A 25,212-nucleotide genomic window follows, 5' to 3' on the forward strand; every position below is an offset into this window, starting at 1 on the left:
CCATTCCTGAATACTTGGCAAGTCAATCATTATCGGCAGCACTCAAAGAAACTGTAATGCTTTACGATGAGTGAAAGAACAAAACTGTCGCTGGCCCAGCGGCACCCGACCAATAGCCAGCCATCCGTTGGTTACGGATTTATTTTTACAATTTGGCAGCCTGCTACTGAGCGTAAAGGGGCTGCTACGGGTCGAAAGCGGTCAGGCACGACCCGCTGCTTTCGACCCATTGCAGCCAGTCGGTAACGAAGGACCACTGGCAGCGATCACCCCCTTATGCCGCTCATGCGGAATTGACCCAACTGATGGTGCAACGCTGACAAGTCTGTTCAAGGGCCAACAGCTTGAGTCGACGAAAACTGTGCGGCGGGCTCAAACGCGCTACGACGGCGACATGAATGGGGGTAGTTCGAGGAAGGGGTGCAGAGACACTACGAAATGAATATAAATCTGCTTACAAACTCTCGATGGACGTAGTGATGGCCGATTGCTAGCTTCCGCAAATTACCACTGCGAGTGCTGCCATCTTGGCCCCAGTCAACGTCAAGCTCCCCTATCTGCGTCTAGGCTACCTATTATGCGGCATCGCCCTCACTTTACTTGGCATCGGCGGCCTGATCGTGCACTCGTGGCTCGTTGGCGGGGCGTTGGGGACTATCGGATTGACTGCCTTGGGAATCGCCGCGTATCCCAGTCGGGAGACCTTTTACCGAATGTGGAATGATGGCGCCTGGGTGGACTTGGCAAATCTCGTGGTGCAAGTATTGGAGTTTTTGACCTCCTGAGCCGGCAGTTAGATGGTGTTATTTCGCCCGCAAGTTTTTGGTTAAAGGGACTGCGGACCTTTATGGGGGCGTCATGGCTGCCTCTTTAGAAAGCGACGCTCATGATCTTGAGTTGGCATCAGGCAGACATCGTATTGACCGAACAACCGATACCGGTTGAGCGCGATACGGTCATAAACCCAGTCCCGCAGCCAGCGTGGGAATACCTTCAGCACTTGAAGCAGGGGCCAAGGGGCCGGCAACCGACTGATGACCTCAAAAAACGCATCCGACCTCACCCAGTAGTGATGATCACGGATAACGCCATCGTATCGAACGTATCGACTGGTAACCCTGCCCAAGCCAGCAGCGCCTGACCTTCCTCGGATTGAACGGTGGCAAGCCGGACAAGGTGGCCGTGATCATACCGGATCAAAAACTTCGCCCAGCCGTTACACAGCTTACAGACCCCGTCGAACAAGACGACGGTTTCATCAGGCGCCAGATAGGGTGCGGGGGTGGGACGAGTCAGCGACGCAGGCATAGGCAGGACTCTAGGGCGATACAGTGGCGTCATTCCAGGCGGCAGCGAATGCGTCACTGAACTGTTGATCCATACAGTATCTGGAGCTACTCTAACCGGAGAACATACGTACTCCTGGCGGCAATTTTATGACCCACCCCACTCAATCCATAGCTCACACCGCTTTAGACCGTGGTATGCCCACCGAGCTCGAAAGCTACCAGCATCAGTGTCTGATGCTGTTGGACGAGCTGCAGGAAGCCTGGTCTGACATCCGAAGGTTGAAAGCTGATGCACATACCTTGATAGCCATGAACGAAGGCCTTAAGGCAGAGCTCAAGGCTTTGAAGCTCGAGGCAGCAGCGCAATCAATGGAGGGTGATGTCGCGTTGGTCGGGACGTCAGCTGGACAGCAAGCGCGGTGATTGGCGTCCGGTGAGAAAATGCAGATACTGCCACCAAGCCAGCCCATCATGATGGAAGCACTTAATGGCAAGGAAGCAAAAAAGCAGCCCAGACATGGCGGCCATGGCGACCTTGATATTCATATTGGTCGTGCTCATCGTAGCTGTACCACCCCGAATGCGGCTCTTGGTCGCGCTTTTGGCGGGGATCGCTGGCTTCATCTGGCTAGTAAAGAAGTCTATTAGAGCGTCATCAACCGGCCCTCCTCGCCCGAAGAATACGATCCTCTCCGACTCAAAAGGTCAAACTACAACCTTGTCGAATAACGAGTTCAAATCAGAAATCAGTCGTGAAGTGAGCAACGCTAACGGTGCTCACTCGGATTTCCATGTGGTCAGGGTGAACTCGCCTGAGCAGCAGTTCACGATCCCCAAGCCCAATGATGTTTTTCCGCAAGCTCGATGGATTGGCAAGGATGAAACCATCACCGTCAGCGGCCATGTTCTTCAGGGTGGCATGGTCTATTTTGCTGAAAAAGCAGATCGCACGTTCAAACAAGAGCCCTCGCTGATCAACGGCCAGCTGCCTGTACAAGCTGCGCATGTGGATCTAACCGAAAAGATCACCGGCTACTGGCCCAGTTACAGCGGCATCTCACCTGCAGCCCGGCGTGGCTACCTGCAATGGCTGTCCGGAGGGCGAAGTACACCCGATGTGGATATTGGCTACGTCTTCATCTTCTTTTACGGGCTTGAACGTCGGGCGGTCGTTGATTCGCTCACGGACGATGTAGCGCGCGCTGAGCTCCCCACCCTCGTCAGAGAGGTCAAGCGTCTAAGGATGCTTTACGGTGAGAACGCGTCATTTCGAAACTACGCGTTGAATTTGCTCAATCACATCCAGCTCATGGATGTGAAACCGCAGATGTACTTAGGAGCACCGCCTCGTTTCGAATCGACCGACGTTGAAATGCCGATGTCGCTGCGGCTGGCATTGGGGCAAATGGCCCAGGACAAGCATCCTTTAAATGCTGCGTGGGCGTTGGCATGGGCAAAGTCAGACCCAAACATCAGCCGACGCACCTCAGTAAGCAGATGTGCGGATCAGTTTGAACAGCTGTTCGTGGCGCAGTATTCCACCCGTTATCCAAACGGTCTTGTGCTCAACCAAAACAAGACCATGCTTAAAACGAGCTACCGCTCAGCCTCTTCTCGCCTGGGTGTTCCCGACATGGCGCTGGGCGACATACCGGATGTTTCCGTTACGTCGGCAACGCGCAAAAAGCTCCAGGCCATAGTCGATGAATGCACCTTTATCCTCGCCCCATACAGTAGATACCTGGGTCGCAATCCTGAAGGGGCCTCCGATCTGGAGGGTATTTTGCAGCTGCCAGTGGCCCTCTGGCCGTCTGCAGCAAAGGATGTGATCGCTGATCTGCAGCGGCAAGTCGGCGAGGAGCATCTGGTCATGACCTTCGAGGTTCTTGCAGGACGGTTTGGATCTGCAGGCGCTCTCCCGCGCGGAACAATCGTCGCCTTGGCGAGAGCATTCGAGTCCTTGAATATCGGCTTTGAGCCGGACGTACTGTCCGGCAGCCGTACTCCCAAGAATCTGGACACGATCGTATTGTTCGCGGCAGGTGACGATGATGCGAGCGTACGGACAACCTTGGACTACCACGCCGCAGTAGTGACGCTGGACTTAGCAAGTGCGGTCGCGGCGGCAGATGGGGAAACCTCCAACAATGAGATGGCCCTGCTGGGAAGGCATATCGACTCCTGGACTCATCTTGGGATAACTCTTCGCAAACGGCTCCAAGCCCACTTGCAGATCCAGATTCTGCAGCCACCTACCCTGGCGAGCCTGAAGAAAAAGCTAAGCCCTCTGAACGCCGATGCCAAACGCGCCATGGCCAGGTTTCTCGCTCATCTCGCTCAAGCTGACGGAAACGTTTCGCCGCAGGAAGTCCGGCTGCTGGAACGCGTCTATAAAACACTGGAGCTTGATCCACAGTTGCTTTACGGAGACTTACACGGCGCAGCCCTCACCCCTGGTAAAAATGTCTCCACGGCGCCGAGATTCGGTGCCGTGCCTGGTTTCCACCAAGACGCTGAGATGCCACGCAATTCTGACGCAACCCAAAGCTTCAATCTGGACATGGATAAAATTGCGCAGCTCCAGCGCGAGACGGCAGTGGTGTCAGCGTTGCTGGCCGAGGTATTCAGCGATGAATTTCCAGAACCGCCTGCCATCGTGGACAGCCTCAAAGATCAGCCCACTGACCATGCAGCGACCGTACATGGGCTCGACACAGAGCACTCGGCGTTTCTGCGAATGATCGTGTCACGCCGCGAATGGAGCCGCCAAGAGCTGGAAGATGTGGCCACAGATATGGAGCTCATGCTGGATGGCGCTCTTGAGCAAATCAACGACATGGCGTTTGAGCGGTTCGACATGCCCGTCTCTGAGGGGGATGACCCCATCGAGATCAACCCGGATATCCTGGAAGAATTAGCCCTATGAGCACGATACGCCCAAAGGATCGCGATGCGGTCATCCAGTCATTGCGAGCCGGTGTAGTCCCTCGTGCGGGCCAGCATCTTATTCAGGTGGGTCGAGCGGGTGAGCTCGACGCCCTTCTCAAAGATATAGATCGGCTCGCCGACGGCGGCTCCGCCTTTAGGATTGTTGTAGGCGAATATGGGGCCGGGAAAACCTTTTTCCTTAACCTTGTCCGGGGCATTGCGATGGAGCGAAAGCTGGTCACAATGCACGCCGATTTAAACCCGGATCGCCGGCTGCATGCTTCAGGCGGACAAGCACGCTCACTGTATGCAGAGCTTGCTAAAAACATGTCCACCCGGACGAAACCGGACGGTGGTGCGCTGCAGGGTATCGTTGAAAAATTCATTTCTCAGGCAAAATCGGAAGCGAAAACCCGAGGCGTCGAGAGTGAAGTCGTGATTAGAGAATTCCTCGCCGATCTCACTGAGATGGTGAACGGCTACGACTTCGCTGACGTCATTGCCAAGTACTGCCAAGGGTTTGAACAAGGCAACGAGCAGCTCAAGGCGGATGCCATCCGGTGGCTTCGGGGCGAGTTCACTACCAAAACAGATGCACGTGCGGCGCTCGGTGTCCGAACCATCATTGATGACGCATCGGTCTACGATCAGTTGAAGTTGCTGTCGCGGTTCGTACGCCTGGCGGGGTTTAGCGGCCTCATGATTTGCCTGGACGAGCTCGTAAATCTATACAAGCTCGCGAACACTCAGGCACGCAACGCCAACTACGAGCAGATCTTGCGGATTCTGAATGACTCCCTGCAAGGCTCGACCGAGGGCCTTGGCTTCGTCCTCGGCGGTACGCCTGAGTTTCTGATGGACACCCGGCGTGGACTTTATAGCTACCCCGCCTTGCAATCCCGGCTTGCCGAAAACACGTTCGCCAAATCTGGATTGATCGACCTGTCGGGGCCGGTCATCCGCTTAAGCAGCCTGACTCCCGAAGACTTCTACGTACTGCTTCAAAAGCTGCGTAACGTTTATGCCTACGGTGACCCGGGCAAATACCTGATGCCTGACGAGGCGATCCCTGCGTTCATGGCGCACTGTAACCAACGGTTGGGTGAGGCCTACTTCCGCACTCCACGCACAACCATCACAGCCTTCATCAACCTGCTCGCGGTATTGGAGCAGAACCCTGGAGCGGACTGGCGCGCCTTGGTGGGGGCCGTTCAGGTTGCCCAGGATGAGGGTGGCAAGCAGGATTTAAGCGTTGAGGCAGACGATGAGCTCACAACCTTCAAACTCTGAATCCTCATCTTTCGAGCGCCTGCACCCCGACATTCAACAGTGGGTCTGGGCCCAGGGATGGACAGCGTTAAGGGACGCACAGGAATGGGCAATTTCCGCGCTGGTGGATGCTGATCGGGATGTGATTATCGCCGCCTCAACAGCTGCGGGGAAAACTGAGGCCGCATTCCTGCCCATCCTCACTAACCTGATGGAGCACCAAGACCCAGCTGGGGCCGTCCTCTATATCAGCCCACTAAAGGCACTCATCAACGATCAATGGGACAGGCTGAGTCGACTCTGTGAGCAGTTGGATCTTCCTGTCGTCGCATGGCACGGGGATGTGTCTGCCAGCAAAAAGCACAAGTTTCTCAGGTCTCCTAATGGCGTCTTGCTGATCACCCCAGAGTCCCTTGAGGCGCTGTTCGTCAACAGAGGCTCCAGCCTGATGGCCCTGTTCCAGAACCTGCGTTACATCGTGGTCGACGAGCTGCATGCCTTCATTGGCAGCGAGCGTGGCAAGCAGCTCCAGTCATTGATGCAGCGAGTCGAGCTTGTAGCCGGAAAAACCCTGCCGAGAGTCGGCTTGTCCGCCACGCTGGGAGACATGTCGCTGGCGAGCGAGTTTCTCAGGCCCGGGCACCCAGAGCGGGTGCAGGTGATTGAATCGAAATCATCTGGCCAGAATCTTCAGGTGCAAGTGCGCGGCTATATGATGCCGCCGATGCAAAAGTTGCGTGCTGTCGAAGTACCGAATGCCGACCCTGATCAGAACCGTGAGGAAGAGGAGGAAGAAGACGAGTCCGGCTCCAGGCATGCCATCGCCGCACACATGTACAAGGTGCTGCGCGGCAGTAACAATTTGGTTTTCCCGAACAGTCGGCAGGAGGTGGAGTGGTACGCAGACCGCCTACGTCGCCTCTGCGAAATCAGCGGTATGCCCAACGAATTCCTGCCTCATCACGGCAGCCTTTCGAAAGACCTTCGAGAAGACACGGAGCGTGCGCTCAAAGCAGGCACACCTCCAGCAACCGCCGTCTGCACCACCACCCTGGAGCTTGGAATAGACATCGGCAACATCAAGACAGTTGTCCAGATAGGTTCGCCTCCATCGGTTGCAAGCCTGCGTCAACGCCTAGGCAGGTCAGGCCGCCGCAACGACGAACCCGCCACTCTCCGGGCCTACTGTCAGGAACGGGAGCTGACTGACCAGTCTTTATTGTCAGACCTGCTACGCCAGAACCTCGTCCAGAGCATCGCGATGATCAGGCTACTGATTGGCAACTGGTTCGAGCCGCCCAGGGCTGAGGGTTTGCACGCCTCGACTCTGGTGCAACAGATTCTGTCAGTGATCGCACAGCAAGGAGGCGCCAGCGCTGCTCAACTGTGGGGTGGTCTTGTTGGAAGCGGGACATTCAAAAGTATTTCCAAGACTGATTTCTTCTCCCTACTGAAAGGTCTCGGCGAGAAGAAATTGATTGTGCAAGACAGCTCAGGTTTGTTGCTTCCAGGGGAAGTCGGGGAACGGCTGATCAACCACTACGAGTTCTACAGTGCTTTCACCAGCGACGAAGAGTTCAGGCTGGTACGGGAAGGCAAACCGCTTGGCTCGGTACCTGTCAGCAGGCCTCTGATGAAAGGCCAGCGAATCATCTTTGGTGGCCGGCGCTGGCGGGTACTCGATGTCGATATTGAAAAAAAGGTGATCGTCGTCACTGCTGCACGGGGCGGTCAGCCTCCACAGTTCGATGGCCTTGGTGCGATGGTGCACGATCATGTCCGCGAGGAAATGCGAGCCGTACTGACCGAAACGACGCCCTGCCCCTTCATCGACAGCAAGGCGCAGGAATTGCTCAGCGAGGCCCGGAAGTCATTCTTTTCACTGGGCTTGGCAAACAAATTCACCTACGGCTCTGACTCGAAAACTCATCTAGTGACTTGGCGTGGTGACCAAACCAACGACGCTCTGGTACTCATGTTCAACCACGTAGGAATGGCGTGCGAGAGCTCAGGCCTTGCGTTGTCGGTTGGCGGCTCACAAAAGAATGTCGCTGACGCGCTCGCCAAGATCGCTGAGCTAGACCCGGACGACATCGAATCACTGCTGGAAGGCGTCGAGAATCTCATCAAGGAAAAATGGGACTGGGCATTGCCACGCTCGCTGCTCATGAAATCCTATGCATCGTCTCAGCTCAACTTCAAAGGCGCGGTCGAGTTCGCAACGTTGTTCAGTACTCGGTGGCTTCACGGTGGAAGCACGTTTGAAAGCACAACCGTTCACTAGCATCAGTACTCGATTACTGAAGGCGATGGCTGCGGATAAAGCGTGTGCGCTTGGGGTTAACGAGGGTGGGAAGTTTGGCGACTCGAGCGACCGAAAGCGTTTCAAGCGTCGCGCTCTCACCGCCCTCACCTGGCTCCGCCATGCCTTCGTGGTGCCGATCAGGCGGAGCCCCTACCCATGACAGGGCGACCTCATCGCCACGCTTTCGCTTATGACGAACAACGGGTTAACGAAGACCGAAACACATTCGCAGCATCTGTTCAACAAGTCGTTCGCGGCCATGAAGATTAGCGACGCTGCTTAACCGATTGACGACCTGCTCCGACCAGCCCGATGCCTTCATGCCCTCGCGCTGATAGAAAGCCCCTAAGCGCTGGTCGTATTCGGCGATCGCTTCAGGCTCTTGATCAACTGAGTATGTTTCGTAATGAAGAACCGCGCTCTGAGGAAGCCTCGGCTTGACCTTGGCCGGCAATTCCTTGAAGGGATAACCGACACAAAGGCCGAATACGGGGTAGACGTGTGGAGGCAGTCCAAGCTCCTTCGCAACGCCCTCGATGTCATTGCGGATGGCGCCAATGTACACACTTCCAAGCCCCAGGGATTCGAGCGCCACGACCGCATTCTGCGCAGCCAGGGAAGCATCAATCGTTCCGAGCAACAGGCTTTCGAGGTAAGGAAGTGCTTCCAGTTCTGCATGCTGCTGCTCGGCGACGCGCGTGACTCTGGACAAATCGGCAAGCCATACAAAGAACAGAGGCGCTTGTCGGATATAGGCCTGATTTCCAGCGAGCGCGCTGAGTCGTGACTTTCGATCAGCATCCTGTACAGCGACAACGCTCCAGACCTGCAGGTTTGACGAGGTTGACGCAGATTGCGCGGCGGCGATGAGCGTCTGGACTGCGCCTTCAGGCAATGGCTCTGCAGTAAATGCGCGGACGCTGCGATGGTCGAGGAGTTGATCGACGATATCGTTCCAGGCGAGGAGCGCTGATGCAGCTGGCTCACCATAGCGAGCCGCCATCTTTAACTGGTTGTTGGTAGTCATGAACACTCTCCAAAAGGTGAGCGGAGGCTATCAAATCGATGCCTGCGCCGCATGCCTCAGCAAGAAATCTTCATGCACCCACTCCTCGAAAGCCAGAGCCACGAAGGTATGTCCGTTTGCCTGCAAACCCACTCACCGCGCGCGAAACCTATCAAGTCCTGCGGGAAATCGCCCTGGGGGTGCGATCGATGCGCCGCATAGGCGAACACTCGTGGGGAGATATTTACTGCGGCCTGATGACAGTCGAAACCGATGGGTGGGTGATCACGTTTTACAACGATTGCGACACACTCGATTATTGCGACAGCTGCCACAACCCGGAAGGCAGGGCTTATACCTTTGACTCCTCCAAACGGTTCGGTACTGATCCGGTGGAGCTGCTGAGGACGTGGGAACACCGCGAGCTCGAAAGGTTGCTCTCTTCGATGTAGACAAACTTTCAAGCACGGTCTTACCTGGAGCGCTCGGGCCAGGTGGTCCTCGGTGACAATTTAAAAAGCAACATCAGCCCGAACGACCTGCGACTCCAGGAAAGAGTAAATATGCGCCCTGAGCGCAGCTCCCAAGGAAGCGCACTCAGGTAAAGGTTCGTCACGGGCAAGTGATTGACGTCCCTCATTACGTATCGACAGGGTCATCACAACTCGATGCGTTCCACCTTGCCCACCAACAGGATGTAGGACAGCGCTCCAAGCAGCGCCAGAACAGCGATGTAAGTGATCGCCGGCGCAAAGGAATCACCCGACGCCAGGAAGCCGATCACGATTGGGGTGGCGATCGCCGCAAGGTTACCGATGAGGTTGAAGGTGCCCCCGGTCAGTCCCAACAGCCGCGCCGGGGCGAGGGTCGAGACCAGCGACCAGGTGATCGACGCCAGGCCGTTACCGAAGAAGGCCAGCGCCAGGAAGGCGATAACCAGCGGGGTTGAGTCGACGTAGTTGGCGCCGATGATCGAGGTCGAGATCAGCAGACCCGCGATGATCGGCGTCTTGCGGGCGAAGCCGACGGTGTGGCCGCGACGGATCAGCCAGTCGGAGAAGAAACCCGAGCAGAGCACGCCAACGAACGCCGCGAGGAACGGCAGCGACGCCAGCAGGCCGGACTTGATGAAATCCATGCCGCGGTATTTGACCAGGTAGGTCGGGAACCAGGTGAGGAAGAACCACAGCGTCGAGTTCAGGCAGAACTGGCCCAGGTAGATGCCCCACAGCTTGCGCTTGGTCAGCACGATGCCGAGGTCTTGCCAGCTGAAACCGCTTTCGCGTTCCGAGGCATCGGTCTGCATGTCGACCAGGCCGCCGCCGTCCTTGATCAGGTCGATCTCGCCCTGGTTGATGCCTTTGAAGTCACGCGGTTCGCGATACACCATGTACCAGATCGCCGCCCACAGCACGCCGACGCCGCCGGTGGCCACGAAGACCATGTGCCAGCCGTACCGGGTCTGCAGCCACGCGAGCACCGGGGTCAGAAACGCCAGGCCGACGAACTGGCCGGAGGTGTAAAAGCCGACGGCGGTGGCGCGTTCCTTTTCCGGGAACCAGGCGGTGACGACCCGGCTGTTGATCGGATAGGCTGGGGCCTCCAGCGCGCCGACGGCCATGCGCAAAATGAACAGGCCGATGAAGCTGCCAACGAAGCCGAGGAAAATGGTCGCGATGGACCACAGCGCCAGCGCCACGGTGTAAAGGATGCGCGGCGGCACGCGATCCACCAGCCAGCCGCCGGGCAGCTGCATGGCGGCGTAGGTCCAGCCGAAGGCGGAGAAGATCAGGCCGACGTGCACCGGGTCGATGCCCAGCTCGCTGGTCAGTGCGGGCGCGGCGATGGAGAGATTGCTGCGGTCGAGGTAGTTGATCACCACGGTGATGAACAGCAGCACCATGATGAAAAAGCGTTTGCGGGTCGGCGTGGCGGTGGTCGCCCGCGCCTGGGTCACAGTCTGTGTGCGCATGGGAAGTGCCTCTTTTTATGGTTATCTGAGGTCTGGAGTTTTTTGCAGGCTTTGTTGCGATTGTTCCCACGCTCCGTGTGGGAACACCGCGGCCGACGCGGAGCGTCGGGAAATGCATTCCCACGCAGAGCGCAGGGGCGATCAGCATGCAGCGGCATGAACACTGCTCTGTAGGAACCAGCTTGCTGGCGAACGCAATTCATCATTCACCAACGCAGCGCCTGACCCACCGCGTTCGCCAGCAAGCCGACCCCTCCAGGTTCAACACCTGTCAGTCAGCACAGGGCAATCACCACTCGGCAAAGCTGCCGTCGGCGTGGCGCCAGATCGGGTTGCGCCAGCGGTGGCCGATGGCGGCGCGTTCCTTGACGTACTCTTCGTTGATCTCGATGCCCAGGCCCGGCCCGTTCGGGATCTTCACCATGCCCTTGTCGTAGTCGAAGACTTCCGGGTTCTTGATGTAGTCGAGCAGGTCGTTGCTTTCGTTGTAGTGAATGCCCAGGCTCTGCTCCTGAATGAACGCGTTGTAGCAAACGGCGTCCAGTTGCAGGCACGCGGCCAGCGCGATCGGGCCCAGCGGGCAATGCAGGGCCAGCGCCACGTCATAGGCTTCGGCCATGTTGGCGATCTTGCGGGTTTCGGTGATGCCGCCGGCGTGGGAAGCATCCGGCTGGATGATGTCGACGTAGCCTTCGCTCAACACGCGCTTGAAATCCCAACGGGAGAACAAACGCTCGCCCAAGGCAATCGGCGTGCTGGTCAACGGCGCCAGTTCTTTCAGCGCTTCGTAGTTCTCGCTGAGCACTGGCTCTTCGATGAACATCAGCTTGTACGGGTCCAGCTCTTTCATCAGCACCTTGGCCATCGGCTTGTGCACACGACCGTGGAAGTCGACGCCGATGCCAACGTTCGGGCCCACCGCATCACGCACGGCGGCAACGTTGGCCAGGGCCAGATCGACCTTGTCGAAGGTGTCGAGGAACTGCAGCTCTTCGGTGCCGTTCATTTTCACCGCGGTGAAGCCACGCTCCACCGCTTCTTTCGCTGCACGCGCGGTGTCAGCCGGACGGTCGCCGCCGATCCACGAATACACCCGAATCTTGTCGCGCACCTGGCCGCCGAGCAGGTCGCTGACCGACACGCCCAGTGCCTTGCCCTTGATGTCCCATAGCGCCTGGTCGATACCCGCCAGCGCGCTCATGTGAATGGCGCCGCCTCGGTAGAAGCCGCCGCGATACAGCACGGTCCAGATGTCTTCGATGTTGCGGGGGTCTTTGCCGATCAGGTAGTCGGACAGCTCCTCAACCGCTGCGGCCACGGTGTGGGCGCGGCCCTCGACCACAGGCTCGCCCCAACCGGTGACGCCCTGGTCGGTCTCGACTTTCAGGAAGCACCAGCGCGGCGGAACGATGTACGTCGTGAGTTTGGTGATTTTCATGTCTTGTCTCTCTTATTCAAAAACACATGCTGTTAGCGCACTTGCTCAAAAACACAGCCTCGATGGCGCAACGAGCGGGTCATTCACTGATTGTTGGCAGGCTTGTGCTGGTTCCAGGCGTTCACGTAGGCCTTGGCGCTCTTGGCGACGTCGTCGGCGCTCATGCCGGGCTTGAACAGCCCCGAACCGAGGCCGAAACCGGACACGCCGGCGTCGAGGAACACTTTCATGTTGTCCGGGGTGATGCCGCCCACCGGAATCAACGCCGTGCCGGCCGGCAATACCGCCAGCCAGGCCTTGACCACCGCAGGGCCCATTTGCTCGGCCGGGAACATTTTCAGCACGTCGGCGCCTTCGGCCAGCGCGGCGAAGGCTTCGGTCGGCGTCGCCACGCCCGGGGACAGGAACAGGCCTTCGGCCTTGGCCGCGCGCAGCACCTTGGGATCACTGTGGGGCATGACGATGACCTGGCCGCCGGCTTCCTTGACCTGGCGCACTTGCTCCGGCGTCAGCACCGTGCCCGCCCCGATCAGGCAATCGGCGGGCAAGCTCTGACGCAGCAAGCGGATACTGTCGTACGGCTGCGGGGAATTGAGCGGCACTTCGATGACGCGGAAACCGGCGGTGTACAGGACATCACCGATGGCCGGCGCTTCTTCGGGGCGCAGGCCGCGCAGAATCGCGACCAGGCCGTTTTGCACGAGGGCTTGCTTGAGCATGTCAGTTCTCTACATGAAGGGGCCGGGCAGCGGCCGAAGAGGAAGATTGAATCAGACCGGCCTGCACCGCCACCTGCCAGAGGCCACGCTCGGTGGCCTGCTCCGCCAGGGTCACCTGGGCAAAACCGTTGGCATCAAGGGCGCGCCGGTAGCGGGCGATCAGGGCGTCGCTGCCGATCAGGATCACGGCGGGCAAATTTGCGTCGGTCTGGCGCAGCAATTGCGCCAGCGCGACGATTTCATGGCCGATCAACAGGCCGGAGAGGTAATCGGATTGCGCGGTGCCGGACAGCACGCCGGTCAAGCCGAGGGTCCGGCAACTGAAGATGGTCGACAGCGGACCCGCCGCGCCGTTGGCCGACCGCGACACCGCCACGCCTCGGTCGAAGGCTACAGCGTCGAACGTGTCGCTGCGCTGCATCGTGCGGCCGAGAATGGTATGGCTGGACAGCGCGGCGTAGACCTCGCCGGTCATGAAGGTATCGAAATGCTCGATTCGGCCGTTCACCGCCCTCACCCACTTCGAGTGGCTGCCGGGCAGGCCGATCAACAGGGGTTTTGTGGCTTCGCGGGCGGGCAGCGAGTCGAGAATGCCGAGGACCTGGGTTTCTTCGCCGCGCATCACGTTGGGCAGCTCGGAACGCTGCAGGATGCCGGGAATGATGTGAACGTCGACGCCGCGCACGCTGCGCACCGTGACCAGCGCAGAGCTAAGCGCTGCGACGCTGGCGGGCGTCTGCTGATAGACCGCCTCGCGCCAGCCCTGGGCGCTGCCGACCATGCCGCAGGCAATCACCGGCAGCGTCGGTTCGGCGTCTAGCCAGTCGCCACAGGCTTCGTCAAACGCCAGTTCGAATCCGTTGGAAACCTGCTGCCCGCTGATCGAACGAGGTGTCGATGGCAGCTGCATGATGCCCGCGCTGAGCGAACGTTGTTCCAGTACCCGGCCGTGTTCGCCGAGTCGATACGCGCGAAGGGAGGTCGTCCCCCAGTCGAGCGCGATCAATTGCGCCTGCATGGCTTCACCTGATTGTTATTAATGAGTGAATGCGGAGCGGACTATAAACCGGTTGCGCTAATAATCTCAATATATAACGCGCAATCCCATATATCGGGATTTACCGTTTTCGGGCAGGGATATTTCGACGATTACCTGTTCCGAACGGATTTGCGGTTCGGGCATACTGATGCCCGTCGCTGGCAAAACTTTCACGAACACCGTGTTAGCTTTTGAACCCAGCCTGCGGCGCGTCACCTTCTGTTTTTCATACTGCTCCTACCACTCATCAGCCTCAGCGCCGAAGGTGGTAACTTTTCTGTATGCCCCACCCTTTCGCTCTCTGCCCTGCACGCCTGCCGGCGCCTGTTCGCGTGCCCGCACGCTTAACTCATCTGAAACAAGGATCCTCAAGATGAAGCGATTCCCCGTGCTCGACAGCCTGCGCGGTCTCTGCGCCCTGACCCTGATTGTTCATCACTCGCACATCGAGCGAAGCATCACGGAGCTGTCGTTTTTCCGTAACGCCAGCCAGTTCGCCGGTCTGTTCTTCGCCTTGAGCGGGTTTCTGCTGTACCGGCGCTACGTCGGCACGCTGAACACCCCGCGGCAACTGGGCGACTTCATGATTGCCCGCGCCTGCCGGGTCATGCCGCTGCACATCGCGGTGTTGTTGTTCTTCATCGGTTTCGAGTGTTTGAAGCTGGTGCTGGAACGCTATGGTCTGCTGTTGAATTTCCCGGCGTTCAGTGGTGACCGGGCGCCTGGGGAGATCCTGCCCAATCTGTTGCTGATCCAGGCGTGGTGGCCGGGCTTCAATGCGCTGTCCTTCAACTATCCGTCGTGGTGGGTCAGCGTCGCGTTTTATCTGTGGCTGATCTTCGGGCTGATCTGCTACGCGCTGCCGGGGATGGCGCGGACGATTTTTACGCTGCTGGGCGGGTTGGCGTTTGTCGGGCTGTTCGCGGATTCCGATCTGCTGACGCGCTATGTGTTGTGGGGCGCAGCCTGTTTTTTTGCGGGCACGGTGACGTATCGGCTGTACGCGCGTCTGCGGAATTTCGCACCGGGGGGGGTGCTGGGCAGTGTGCTTGAGGTGGGGGTATTGGCGACCATCGGCTGGCTGATGGTGGACGGCGAAGCCCCGCTGACAATAGAGCTGGCGTTGCTGTTTTGCCTGGCGATTCTGGTGTTCGCCTGGGAGGCCGGGGTGGTTTCGCGGCTGTTGCAGGTGCGGGTGTTTCCGGCGCTGGGCACGTTGTGGCTGTCGATTTACCTGACCCATGCGGCGGTAATTTTCGTGGTCGCGACCGGGCTGACGCTGGCGGCGAAGTTTGGCGGTTATCCGCTGTTGGTGGACAAGCCAGGGGAGATTCCGGGGTCGCTGGTAAGGTATCTGAGTACGGGCAGTGCGTTGAACGACAATCTGTTGATGCTGTTGGTGGTCGTGGCGGTTGTGGTGGTTTCGATGGTGGCGCATCGGTATATCGAGGTGCCGGGCGTGCGGTTTGCTGCTGTCTTAAGATCAAGGTCAAATTCAAGATCAGAAGCATCTGCCTAGGGGCAGATTGTTTCTGCCTTCGGCGAGTTACTTGGAAAAGTCGAAAGTCGCACCATCCCCAAGTAACCAAGGGTGCTTGCTCCTGGTTTGGCCCCTCGTTCCTCGGGGTTCCCTCACTCCGACGACGCTCCGTGGGCCCGCGCCGAACGGACATCCATGTCCTGACGGCGCTCTCGCGGCATCCATGCCGCTCGGCCCACTGCGCGTCGTCTGCGTTCGGCCTGCACCCAAGTCGCGTTTTGCGGTGTTCGGGCTTTTTGCGTAGGAAGATCAAGATCAACAGCTTCCCGGCTGAAGCCGGTCCTACAGGACACCGCATGCATTCAGTGGGACCGGCTTTAGCCGGGAAAGCGTCAATGGGCACGGCGCGAAATTGATGGCGAATGAACCGGCCCCCTTATTGATTGTTGATCGTCCCCACGCTCCGCGTGGGAATGCATCCTGTGACGCTCCGCATCAGATCGCTGGCTTGATGCGCATACTCTGCAGGACGCCAAGCGTCCGAGGCGGCATTACCACGCAGAGCGTGGGAACGATCGGATTCGACGCCAAACCGTGCGGCGGATGAAGATCAATTGTAGGAGCGCGCTTGCCCGCGAATGATGGTGGGTCAGCTTCATCTGTGTGACTGACAGAACGCCATCGCGGGAAAGCGCGCTCCTACACTGGATTCCGTCAGCCTTTATCTGCTTTTGATCTTCATACGCAAAAAGTCCAGACGCCGCCAATCGCGACTTGGGTGCAGGCTGAACGGAGGTCTCGCGGAGTGGGTCGAGCCGCATGGATGCGGCGAGAGCTGCCCCCCGCCATGGATGGCGGATGGCAGCGGGCCCACGGAGCGGGGCCGGAGTGAAGGAACCCCGACGCAGGAGGGGCCAAACCGAGAGCAAGCACCCTTGGTTACTTGGGGTGCTTTTCCAAGTAACTCGCCGAAGGCGAAACGTCTGCCCCTAGGCAGACGCTCTTGAACTTGGCGTACTAAGTCACGCTGCAGGGCCGCCGGGCAATTACCGCTCTAGCAAAATCCGCAGCATCCGACGCAACGGCTCGGCCGCGCCCCACAACAACTGATCGCCCACAGTAAACGCGCCCAGATACTGCGAACCCATGTTCAACTTGCGCAAACGCCCCACCGGGATATTCAACGTCCCGGTCACCGACGTCGGGCTTAGCTCCTGAATGCTCGCTTCGCGATTATTCGGCACCAGCTTCACCCACGGGTTGTGCTGACTGATCATCCCCTCGATATCAGCGATCGGCACATCCTTGTTCAGCTTGATCGTCAGCGCCTGACTGTGGCACCGCATCGCACCGATGCGCACGCAAATACCATCCACCGGAATCGGGCTCTTGAAGCGGCCCAGAATCTTGTTCGTCTCCGCCTGCCCTTTCCACTCCTCGCGGCTCTGACCGTTCGGCAGCTCCTTGTCGATCCACGGGATCAGACTGCCCGCCAGGGGTACCCCGAAATTCTCGGTCGGGAAGCCCTCGCCACGCATCGCGTCCGCCACCTTGCGGTCGATGTCCAGAATCGCACTCGCAGGGTTCGCCAGCTCGTCGGCCACCGACGCATTGATCGCGCCCATCTGCTTGATCAGCTCACGCATGTTCTGCGCGCCAGCGCCGGAAGCGGCCTGATACGTCATGACGTTCATCCACTCCACCAGACCGGCCTCGAACAGCCCGCCCAGGCCCATCAACATGAGGCTGACGGTGCAGTTGCCGCCGATGTAGTTCTTGGTGCCGGCGTCCAGCTGCTGGTCGATGACCTTGCGGTTGACCGGATCCAGGATGATCACCGCATCGTCCTGCATGCGCAGGGACGACGCCGCGTCGATCCAGTAACCCTGCCAGCCTGCTTCGCGCAGCTTGGGGAATACTTCGTTGGTGTAGTCGCCGCCCTGGCAGGTCAGCACCACGTCCAGGGTCTTGAGCTCGTCGATGCTGTAGGCATCTTTGAGCGGCGCGACGTCCTTGCCCACCGACGGGCCTTGGCCGCCGACGTTGGAGGTGGTGAAAAAAACCGGCTCAATGAGATCGAAATCCTGCTCTTCCAGCATGCGCTGCATGAGCACGGAACCGACCATCCCGCGCCAACCGACCAGACCTACACGTTTCATCGCAACTACACCTTAATTAAAAGTGGGGCCCCGACCGCAGAGAGCCACAGGGCTCAACCTGACAGTCGTGGGCCCGAGATATTACAGATTGCGCAGCGCGGCGACTACGGCATCGCCCATTTCCTGCGTCCCGACCCGGGCATTGCCTTCGGACCAGATGTCGCCGGTGCGCAGGCCCTGATCCAGCACCAGGCTGACGGCTTTCTCGATGGCATCGGCGGCGGTGTGTTCGTTGAAGCTGTAACGCAGCATCATCGACACCGACAGAATGGTCGCCAGCGGGTTGGCCACGCCTTTGCCGGCGATGTCCGGCGCCGAACCGTGGCAGGGCTCGTACATGCCCTTGTTGTTCGAATCCAGCGACGCCGACGGCAGCATGCCGATGGACCCGGTGAGCATCGACGCTTCGTCGGAGAGGATGTCGCCGAACATGTTGTCGGTGACGATCACGTCGAACTGCTTCGGTGCGCGGACCAGTTGCATGGCGGCGTTGTCGACGTACATGTGGCTGAGTTCGACGTCCGGGTAATCCTTCGCGACCTGCTCGACGATCTCGCGCCACAACTGGCTGGAGGCAAGCACATTGGCCTTGTCCACCGAGCAGAGCTTCTTGCCACGCACGCGGGCCATGTCAAAGCCGACACGGGCGATGCGGCGAATCTCGCTTTCGCTGTACGGCAACGTATCGTAGGACTGACGCTCGCCGTTTTCCAGTTCGCGGGTGCCGCGCGGTGCGCCGAAGTAGATACCACCGGTCAGCTCGCGAACGATGAGGATGTCCAGGCCAGCGACGATTTCGGGCTTCAGGCTGGAGGCATCTGCCAATTGCGGATAAAGGATCGCCGGGCGCAGGTTGGCGAACAGGCCCAGTTGCGAGCGGATCTTCAGCAGGCCGCGCTCCGGGCGGATGTCGCGTTCGATGGCGTCCCATTTCGGGCCGCCCACGGCGCCGAGCAACACGGCGTCAACCGCGCGGGCGCGCTCAAGGGTCTCATCTGCCAGCGGCACGCCATGCTTGTCGATGGCCGCGCCGCCGATGACGTCGTGGCTCAGTTCGAAACCCAGCTGATATTTCTCGCTGGCCAGTTCCAGCACCTTGACCGCCTCGGCCATGATTTCCGGACCAATGCCATCACCTGGGAGAATCAGAATCTGCTTGCTCATAACGTCCTCGTTTCAATAAGTGCATCGGCGCTTTAAAAGCGCCGATTATGTAAGCAGGTGCTATGCCGTCTGTAGGAGCCGGCTTGCTGGCGAATGCGTCTTTTCAGTCACCATCGCGTCGCCTCGCACACTGAGTTCGCCAGCAAGCCGGCTCCTACAGGGCGCGCATCAATCAGGCATCCCTGAACAGCCACGGCTGCGCTGCGCGATGTTTGCTCTCAAACGCGGCAATCGCCTCGCCGTCCACCAGGGTCAGGCCGATGTCGTCCAGGCCGTTGAGCAGGCAGTGCTTGCGGAAGGCGTCGATTTCAAAGCGGTAGACCTTGCCGTCTTCACGGGTCACGGTCTGCGCTTCCAGGTCCACGTTCAGCTGATAACCCGGGGTTGCCTCGACCACTTTGAACAGCTCATCGACTTCGCTTTCGCTCAGGATGATCGGCAGCAAGCCATTCTTGAAGCTGTTGTTGAAGAAGATGTCCGCGTAGCTCGGCGCGATGATGCTGCGAAAGCCATATTCTTCCAGCGCCCACGGGGCGTGTTCGCGACTCGAGCCGCAGCCGAAGTTTTCCCGGGCCAGCAACACGCTGGCGCCCTGATAACGCTCGGCGTTGAGCACAAAATCCGGGTTCAGCGGGCGCTTGCTGTTGTCCTGATACGGCTGGCCCACGTCGAGGTAGCGCCACTCGTCAAACAGGTTCGGCCCGAACCCGGTCCGGCGGATCGACTTCAGGAACTGCTTGGGGATGATCTGATCGGTGTCGACGTTGGCGCGATCCAGCGGAGCGACCAGGCCGGTGTGTTGGGTAAAAGGCTTCATACGGGGCTCCTTATGCCTGGCTCATGGTGCGAACGTCGACGAAACGGCCGTTGACCGCTGCCGCTGCCGCCATCGCCGGGCTGACCAGGTGAGTACGCCCACCGGCACCCTGACGGCCTTCGAAGTTGCGGTTGGAGGTCGAGGCGCAGTGCTCGCCGCTCTCGAGGCGGTCCGGGTTCATTGCAAGGCACATCGAGCAGCCCGGCTCGCGCCATTCAAAGCCGGCTTCGATGAAGACCTTGTCCAGCCCTTCCCGCTCGGCCTGTTCCTTCACCAGACCCGAACCCGGCACGACGATCGCCTGCTTGATGGTCGACGCCACTTTGCGGCCCTTGGCGATGTCCGCCGCGGCGCGAAGGTCTTCGATCCGCGAGTTAGTGCAGGAACCGATGAACACGCGATCCAGTTGAATATCGGTAATCGCCTGATTGGCCTTCAGGCCCATGTACTTCAGTGCGCGTTCGATGGAGCCACGCTTGACCAGATCGGCTTCCTGCGCCGGATCGGGTACATTCTGATCCACGGCCACGACCATTTCAGGCGAGGTGCCCCAGCTGACTTGCGGCTTGATCTGGGTCGCGTCGAGCTCGACCACGGTGTCGAACACCGCGTCGTCGTCGGACACCAGGTCCTTCCACGCTTCGACGGCTGCGTCCCACTGCTCGGCAGTCGGCGCGAAAGGACGACCCTTCACGTAGGCAATGGTCTTTTCATCGGTCGCCACCAGTCCGACGCGGGCGCCGGCTTCGATGGACATGTTGCAGATGGTCATGCGGCCTTCGACGGACAGGTCGCGGATGGCGCTGCCGGCGAATTCGATGGCATGGCCGTTACCGCCGGCGGTGCCGATCTTGCCGATGATGGCCAGGACGATGTCCTTGGCCGTGACGCCGAACGGCAGCTTGCCTTCGACCTTCACTTGCATGTTCTTCATTTTCTTGGCGACCAGGCACTGGGTCGCGAGGACGTGCTCAACCTCGGAAGTGCCGATACCGTGGGCCAGCGCGCCGAACGCGCCGTGAGTGGAGGTGTGCGAATCGCCGCAGACCACGGTCATGCCCGGCAAGGTGGCGCCCTGCTCCGGGCCGATCACGTGAACGATGCCCTGACGGATGTCGTTCATCTTGAATTCGGTGATGCCGTACTCGTCGCAGTTGTCGTCCAGTGTCTTGACCTGCAAGCGCGACACCTGATCGACAATGGCGTCGACGCCGTCCTTGCGGTCCGGGGTGGTCGGCACGTTGTGGTCGACGGTGGCAACGTTGGCGTCAATGCGCCATGGTTTGCGTCGGGCCAGGCGCAAGCCTTCGAAAGCCTGAGGCGAGGTCACTTCGTGGATGATGTGACGGTCGATGTAAAGCAGCGCGGAGCCATCGTCGCGCTGCTTGACCAAATGCGAATCCCAGAGCTTGTCGTAGAGCGTTTTGCCGGCCATCAGACGGTTCCTCATCAGCGTATTTCTATGCCCCGGCCGCCGATGTCGCAATGACACCGTAAAGACCCTTGGCTTGTGGGGGTGATGCTATGGAATATGCTTAAATAACTCAAATTCATATTTTTCATGCTTTGCATAACCAACAGGAATCCGAGATGGATCTGGCTAATCTCAATGCCTTTATCGCCATCGCCGAGATGGGCAGTTTCTCGGCGGCTGGCGAGCGCCTGCACCTGACTCAGCCGGCGGTCAGCAAGCGCATCGCCGGTCTGGAGCAGCAACTGGACGTGCGGCTGTTTGATCGGCTGGGCCGCGAGGTCAGCCTGACCGAAGCCGGACGCGCCCTGCTCCCCCGGGCCTATCAGATTCTCAACGTGCTGGACGACACCCGTCGGGCGCTGACCAACCTGACCGGGGAAGTCACCGGGCGCTTGACCCTGGCGACGAGTCACCATATCGGTCTGCACCGATTGCCTACGTTATTAAGGACGTTTACCAAGACCTACCCGGACGTCGCGCTGGACATTCAGTTTCTCGATTCGGAAGTGGCCTACGAAGAAATCCTCCATGGCCGCGCAGAGCTGGCGGTGATCACCTTGGCGCCCGAGCCCCACGCTCTGGTGAAAGCCGTGAAGGTCTGGGACGACCCACTGGATTTCGTCGCCGCGCCCGAACACCCGCTGGCAACCCAGGCCAACGTCAGCCTGGCCGACCTGGCCCGCTACCCGGCAGTGTTTCCGGGCGAGAACACCTTCACTCACCACATCGTCAGCGAGCTGTGTGAGGCGCAGGGTCTGAAGCCGAATATCGCCATGAGCACCAACTACATGGAGACGATCAAGATGATGGTGTCCATTGGCCTGGCGTGGAGCGTGCTGCCCCGGACCATGCTCGACGAGCAGGTTACCCCCATCCCGTTGCCGGGTGTCCAGTTACGGCGCCATCTGGGGTATATCGTCCACACCGAGCGCACGCTTTCAAATGCCGCGCGGGCGTTCATGGCGCTGCTGGATGCCCAGGCCGCTGGGTTGGAGCAATTGTAGGCGCGCGCTCGATGGCGAACCCCGTCCAACCTCACCCACTCAGGCGGCTGACAGACCGCATTCGCCAGCAAGCCGGCTCCTACACCGGTTTTCGGAAAATGATCAGTCGTGGCTGATCGCGAGATCCGTAGGAGCCGGCTTGCTGGCGAACGCGGTGGGCCATTCTGCGCTGCGTCATCTGGATGACTGCATTCGCGGGCAAGCGCGCTCCCACAGGTTTTGCGGGGATCAGGGATTGGCCGGGTGCCAGGTCGAGCCCTTGATTCTGCCCGGAGGGCGTAGGAGCGCGCTTGCCCGCGATGGGCTGCGCGGCAATCGTGAATGCTGATCGGCGCGACACTCACGATGAGCACGCGACAGAAACAAAAAAGGCGCCCCGCAGGGCGCCTTCTCAAGCTGACTCGGGATCAGTGAGTCAGGGTTTTCTGTGCATTGATTTCGATGCGTTTTGGCTTGGCCTCTTCAGGCACCAGACGCAACAGATCAATGTTCAGCAGGCCATTGGCCAAAGCAGCGTTCTTGACCTCGATGTGGTCAGCCAGGCGGAACGACAGCTTGAACGCACGCTGGGCGATGCCCTGGTGCAGGAAGGTCACGCCTTCCGCGGTGTTCTCGCGTTTGCTGCCAGTGACGGTCAGTACGCCCTTCTCGACTTGCAGCTCCAGATCTTCCTCCTGGAAACCCGCCGCCGCGATGACAATGCGGTATTGGTCATCAGCGTGTTTCTCGACGTTGTAGGGAGGGTAGCTGCTGGCCGACTCGTTACGCGCCGCCGACTCGAACAAGTCGTTGAAGCGGTCGAACCCAACCGAGTGACGGAACAGTGGAGCCAGGGAAAATGCAGTAGTCATCTGAAAATCTCCTGATAAATCAGCAAGTGGTTATCTCCGCGACCCGCCTTCGGCATCGCGTAATCCCAAAATAGGGACGGCCATTTGCGTTTCAAGAGCCCTTCAAAAAAAATTTTCAGGCGGCTTCCGGCACGCTCACACCGAGCATCCGGCTGATCCGTTCGCAATCGGTTTCGCGGCGCAGGGCATCGAAGAGGACGGTCGCTTCGGGGTAGCTTTTGGTCAGCAGGACCACCCATTGCTTAAGCCGGCCCGGTGCCTGGACGCGGGTCATCTTGGCCATGGCCTGCAGCCAGAAATCCCGCAGCAGCGGCTGTAATTCGGCCCAGGTCATGGGGATGACGTCACGCCCGGCTTGCGCGGCGGCGATCTGCCGACCCAGGTCCGGACGCGCCACCAGCCCGCGACCGATCATGATGTCCCGGGCCCCGCAGATTTCCCGGCAGCGGCGCCAGTCGTCGACGGTCCAGATCTCGCCGTTGGCGATAATCGGAATCTTCACCACGTCCTGAATCTTGCCGATCCACTCCCAATGCGCCGGCGGCTTATAACCGTCGACCTTGGTGCGAGCGTGGACGACGATGAGTTCCGCGCCGCCCGCTTCGAGCGCCCGGGCGCAATCAAGGGCTGGCTCGGTGCTGTCATAGCCCAGGCGCATCTTGGCGGTGACCGGAATGTGCGCAGGCACGGCGCGGCGTACGTGGCTGAGGATGGTGTGGAGCAGCTCCGGCTCCTTGAGCAGCACCGCACCGCCCCGGGATTTGTTGACGGTCTTGGCCGGGCAGCCAAAATTCAGGTCGATGACCGGCGCGCCCAACTCGGCCGCAAAGGCTGCGTTCTCCGCCAGGCACACCGGGTCTGAACCCAGCAGTTGCACACGCAAGGGCACGCCGGCGCGGGTTTTCGAGCCCTGCAACAGCTCGGAGGCGAGCTTGTGGAAGTAATGCTCCGGCAGCACGCGCTCGGTCACCCGGATGAATTCGGTCACGCACCAGTCGATGCCGCCGACTTGCGTCAGCACGTCGCGCAAGATGTCGTCGACCAGGCCTTCCATGGGCGCCAGGGCAATTTGCATGGGTCACACTCGAAAAAAAGTCAGGCAGTTTACGCAGAGGCCGGCGGATTGGATACGGTTTACGCGCGCCGGACGTCAGGAGATGGCGCGGTGCAGGCCGGCGGCATATCCCTCGATGAATTCACCTGGCATGCGCTTGGGTTTGCCCGATGACAGTTCGATGCAGACGAAGGTGGTTTGAGCGCGCAGCAAGGTCACGCCGTCACTGGGACGTTTGAGCTGGAAGCGCCGGGTCATTTTCAGGCGCTGGTCCCAATCGACGATCCAGGTCGCCAGTTGCAGCTGGTCATCCTGATACGCGCTGGCCAGGTAGTCGATCTCATGCCGGACCACGGCCATGGCCCGGTCAAGTCGGCGGTATTCGGTCAGGTCCAGTCCCAACTGCTGCGAATGCCGCCAGGCGCAGCGTTCGAGCCAAGTGACGTACACGGCGTTGTTGGCGTGACCCAGGCCGTCGATATCCTCCTCGCCCACCTGCAGATCGATGACGAACGGCGTTGCCAGATCCCAGACCATGTCTTCCTGCCCTATTAAATTCATCACCCGGGCAGTGTAACCAAAAGCATCGGGCAAAACTGAAGGCGGTCTTGCATGACCAGAGGCCGGGGTTATCCACGCGTGCCTCTTCCCGGCTGAAGCCGGTCCCACTGGGTCCAGAGCGACTCAGAGCACCGCCGACTTCGCCGCACGCAGCACCCGATCCGACAGCTCACTGGGCCCCAGCGCTCGGGCAAGTGCCAGACCGCCGACCATCAAGGCGATGTCGGCAAGGGTCTTGTCGGTTTCTTCAGGGCTGGCGGCGAGCTGCGCCACCATCAGCTCGACGTGTTCAGCCAGGGCGTTGCGAAAATCGTCGGACAGACGCGCCATCTCCCCGATCGCCGCCGGCAAGGGGCAAGCGTGCTCTTGGGCGTCGCGGTGCCTGCGCGACAGGTAGAACGCCGCCAACAGCGCGCGACGCTCTTCACCCGGCAATCGATCGTCGATGCCGGCGACCATCTCACGACGTTCCGCCAGCAACTGGCTGAACGCTTCAAGCATCAAAGCCTCCTTGCTGTCGAAATGCGCGTAGAAACCGCCCACCGTGAGCCCGGCTGCGCCCATGATCTCGTTGACGCTGGGCTCGATCGGGCCGCGTGCAATGAGCGCGGTGCTGGCAGCGTTGAGAATGCGTTCGCGGGTCTGTGCTTTTTTGTCGTTCATGACCGTCTCCGGGATGATGG

The 25,212-nt window shown here is 59.7% G+C and carries 20 protein-coding genes and 1 pseudogene; 7 read left to right on the plus strand and 14 right to left on the minus strand.

The genetic code is table 11. The annotated features are described in order from the left end of the window. Positions 1 to 856: 856 nt before the first annotated feature. Positions 857 to 1,308 (minus strand): annotated as a pseudogene (locus tag EC919_RS04710) (thiol-disulfide oxidoreductase DCC family protein). 128 nt (positions 1,309 to 1,436) lie between these two features. Between EC919_RS04710 and EC919_RS04715 the strand changes: the two are divergent. The 4 genes from EC919_RS04715 (at position 1,437) to EC919_RS04730 (ending at position 7,770) form a co-directional block, all read left to right on the plus strand. Further along, complete coding sequence (locus EC919_RS04715) at positions 1,437 to 1,712, plus strand: hypothetical protein (protein ID WP_133771677.1); 276 nt, start codon at positions 1,437 to 1,439, stop codon at positions 1,710 to 1,712. A 64-nt stretch (positions 1,713 to 1,776) separates the two neighbouring features. Then, positions 1,777 to 4,215 (plus strand): TerB N-terminal domain-containing protein, encoded by a 2,439-nt coding sequence (locus EC919_RS04720; protein ID WP_133771679.1) that lies wholly within the window; start codon positions 1,777 to 1,779, stop codon positions 4,213 to 4,215. Next, the gene (locus EC919_RS04725) at positions 4,212 to 5,507 is read left to right on the plus strand and encodes an ATP-binding protein (protein ID WP_133771681.1); all 1,296 of its coding nucleotides are present in this window, start codon (positions 4,212 to 4,214) and stop codon (positions 5,505 to 5,507) included. The genes EC919_RS04720 and EC919_RS04725 overlap by 4 nt, the downstream gene beginning before the upstream one ends. After that, a complete protein-coding gene (locus EC919_RS04730; protein WP_133771682.1) occupies positions 5,482 to 7,770 on the plus strand; it encodes a DEAD/DEAH box helicase in 2,289 nt (762 codons plus the stop codon). Before EC919_RS04725 ends, EC919_RS04730 begins: the two co-directional genes overlap by 26 nt. Positions 7,771 to 7,996: 226 nt before the next feature. On the opposite strand, the gene EC919_RS04735 is transcribed toward EC919_RS04730, so the two are convergent. Beyond that, positions 7,997 to 8,818, minus strand: coding sequence for an NADPH-dependent oxidoreductase (locus EC919_RS04735; RefSeq protein WP_133771684.1), 822 nt, complete (start codon positions 8,816 to 8,818; stop codon positions 7,997 to 7,999). 116 nt (positions 8,819 to 8,934) lie between these two features. On the opposite strand from EC919_RS04735, the gene EC919_RS04740 reads away from it, so the two are divergent. Continuing rightward, positions 8,935 to 9,249, plus strand: a complete 315-nt coding sequence (locus EC919_RS04740) for a DUF7693 family protein (protein ID WP_133771686.1) — start codon at positions 8,935 to 8,937, stop codon at positions 9,247 to 9,249. A gap of 206 nt (positions 9,250 to 9,455) precedes the next feature. Here the strand turns inward: EC919_RS04740 and EC919_RS04745 are convergent, their stop codons facing one another. The 4 genes from EC919_RS04745 to EC919_RS04760 all read right to left on the minus strand — a co-directional run bounded on the left by EC919_RS04745 (position 9,456) and on the right by EC919_RS04760 (position 13,944). Next, on the minus strand, positions 9,456 to 10,769 hold the full coding sequence (locus EC919_RS04745) for an MFS transporter (protein WP_133771688.1): 1,314 nt from the start codon (positions 10,767 to 10,769) through the stop codon (positions 9,456 to 9,458). A gap of 289 nt (positions 10,770 to 11,058) precedes the next feature. Continuing rightward, positions 11,059 to 12,207, minus strand: a complete 1,149-nt coding sequence (gene dgoD / locus EC919_RS04750; RefSeq protein ID WP_065986272.1) for a galactonate dehydratase — start codon at positions 12,205 to 12,207, stop codon at positions 11,059 to 11,061. Between the two features lie 83 nt (positions 12,208 to 12,290). Continuing rightward, positions 12,291 to 12,926 (minus strand): 2-dehydro-3-deoxy-6-phosphogalactonate aldolase, encoded by a 636-nt coding sequence (locus EC919_RS04755; RefSeq protein WP_133771690.1) that lies wholly within the window; start codon positions 12,924 to 12,926, stop codon positions 12,291 to 12,293. Position 12,927: 1 nt separating this feature from the next. After that, positions 12,928 to 13,944 (minus strand): 2-dehydro-3-deoxygalactonokinase, encoded by a 1,017-nt coding sequence (locus EC919_RS04760; RefSeq protein WP_133771692.1) that lies wholly within the window; start codon positions 13,942 to 13,944, stop codon positions 12,928 to 12,930. A 394-nt stretch (positions 13,945 to 14,338) separates the two neighbouring features. Here EC919_RS04760 and EC919_RS04765 point away from each other — a divergent pair, with 394 nt between their 5' ends. Beyond that, a complete protein-coding gene (locus tag EC919_RS04765) occupies positions 14,339 to 15,484 on the plus strand; it encodes an acyltransferase family protein (RefSeq protein WP_166650486.1) in 1,146 nt (381 codons plus the stop codon). Positions 15,485 to 16,491: 1,007 nt separating this feature from the next. Here EC919_RS04765 and asd read toward each other — a convergent pair. From asd to leuC, 4 genes are all read right to left on the minus strand, one after another. Continuing rightward, positions 16,492 to 17,604 carry an aspartate-semialdehyde dehydrogenase gene (gene asd / locus EC919_RS04775; RefSeq protein WP_065986059.1) on the minus strand — a complete coding sequence of 371 codons (1,113 nt, stop codon included), beginning with the start codon at positions 17,602 to 17,604 and terminating at the stop codon, positions 16,492 to 16,494. An 81-nt stretch (positions 17,605 to 17,685) separates the two neighbouring features. Further along, a complete protein-coding gene (gene leuB / locus EC919_RS04780) occupies positions 17,686 to 18,768 on the minus strand; it encodes a 3-isopropylmalate dehydrogenase (protein WP_074885033.1) in 1,083 nt (360 codons plus the stop codon). 172 nt (positions 18,769 to 18,940) lie between these two features. Further along, complete coding sequence (leuD, locus tag EC919_RS04785; RefSeq protein ID WP_133771699.1) at positions 18,941 to 19,585, minus strand: 3-isopropylmalate dehydratase small subunit; 645 nt, start codon at positions 19,583 to 19,585, stop codon at positions 18,941 to 18,943. Positions 19,586 to 19,595: 10 nt separating this feature from the next. Beyond that, positions 19,596 to 21,020 carry a 3-isopropylmalate dehydratase large subunit gene (leuC, locus tag EC919_RS04790; RefSeq protein ID WP_133771701.1) on the minus strand — a complete coding sequence of 475 codons (1,425 nt, stop codon included), beginning with the start codon at positions 21,018 to 21,020 and terminating at the stop codon, positions 19,596 to 19,598. Positions 21,021 to 21,175: 155 nt separating this feature from the next. On the opposite strand from leuC, the gene EC919_RS04795 reads away from it, so the two are divergent. Further along, complete coding sequence (locus tag EC919_RS04795; RefSeq protein WP_133771703.1) at positions 21,176 to 22,063, plus strand: LysR family transcriptional regulator; 888 nt, start codon at positions 21,176 to 21,178, stop codon at positions 22,061 to 22,063. A 407-nt stretch (positions 22,064 to 22,470) separates the two neighbouring features. Here the strand turns inward: EC919_RS04795 and EC919_RS04800 are convergent, their stop codons facing one another. From EC919_RS04800 to EC919_RS04815, 4 genes are all read right to left on the minus strand, one after another. Next, entirely contained in the window at positions 22,471 to 22,914 is a 444-nt protein-coding gene (locus EC919_RS04800) for an Hsp20 family protein (RefSeq protein ID WP_133771705.1), read from the minus strand. Positions 22,915 to 23,029: 115 nt separating this feature from the next. Continuing rightward, entirely contained in the window at positions 23,030 to 23,989 is a 960-nt protein-coding gene (locus EC919_RS04805) for a tRNA dihydrouridine synthase (RefSeq protein ID WP_133771707.1), read from the minus strand. Positions 23,990 to 24,064: 75 nt separating this feature from the next. After that, positions 24,065 to 24,505 (minus strand): acyl-CoA thioesterase, encoded by a 441-nt coding sequence (locus EC919_RS04810; RefSeq protein ID WP_133771803.1) that lies wholly within the window; start codon positions 24,503 to 24,505, stop codon positions 24,065 to 24,067. A 147-nt stretch (positions 24,506 to 24,652) separates the two neighbouring features. Beyond that, positions 24,653 to 25,192 (minus strand): TetR/AcrR family transcriptional regulator, encoded by a 540-nt coding sequence (locus EC919_RS04815; protein ID WP_133771709.1) that lies wholly within the window; start codon positions 25,190 to 25,192, stop codon positions 24,653 to 24,655. Positions 25,193 to 25,212: the final 20 nt, after the last annotated feature.

The sequence above is a fragment of the Pseudomonas graminis genome (genome assembly GCF_004364335.1).
GTDB classification, from domain to species: Bacteria; Pseudomonadota; Gammaproteobacteria; order Pseudomonadales; family Pseudomonadaceae; genus Aquipseudomonas; species Aquipseudomonas graminis_D.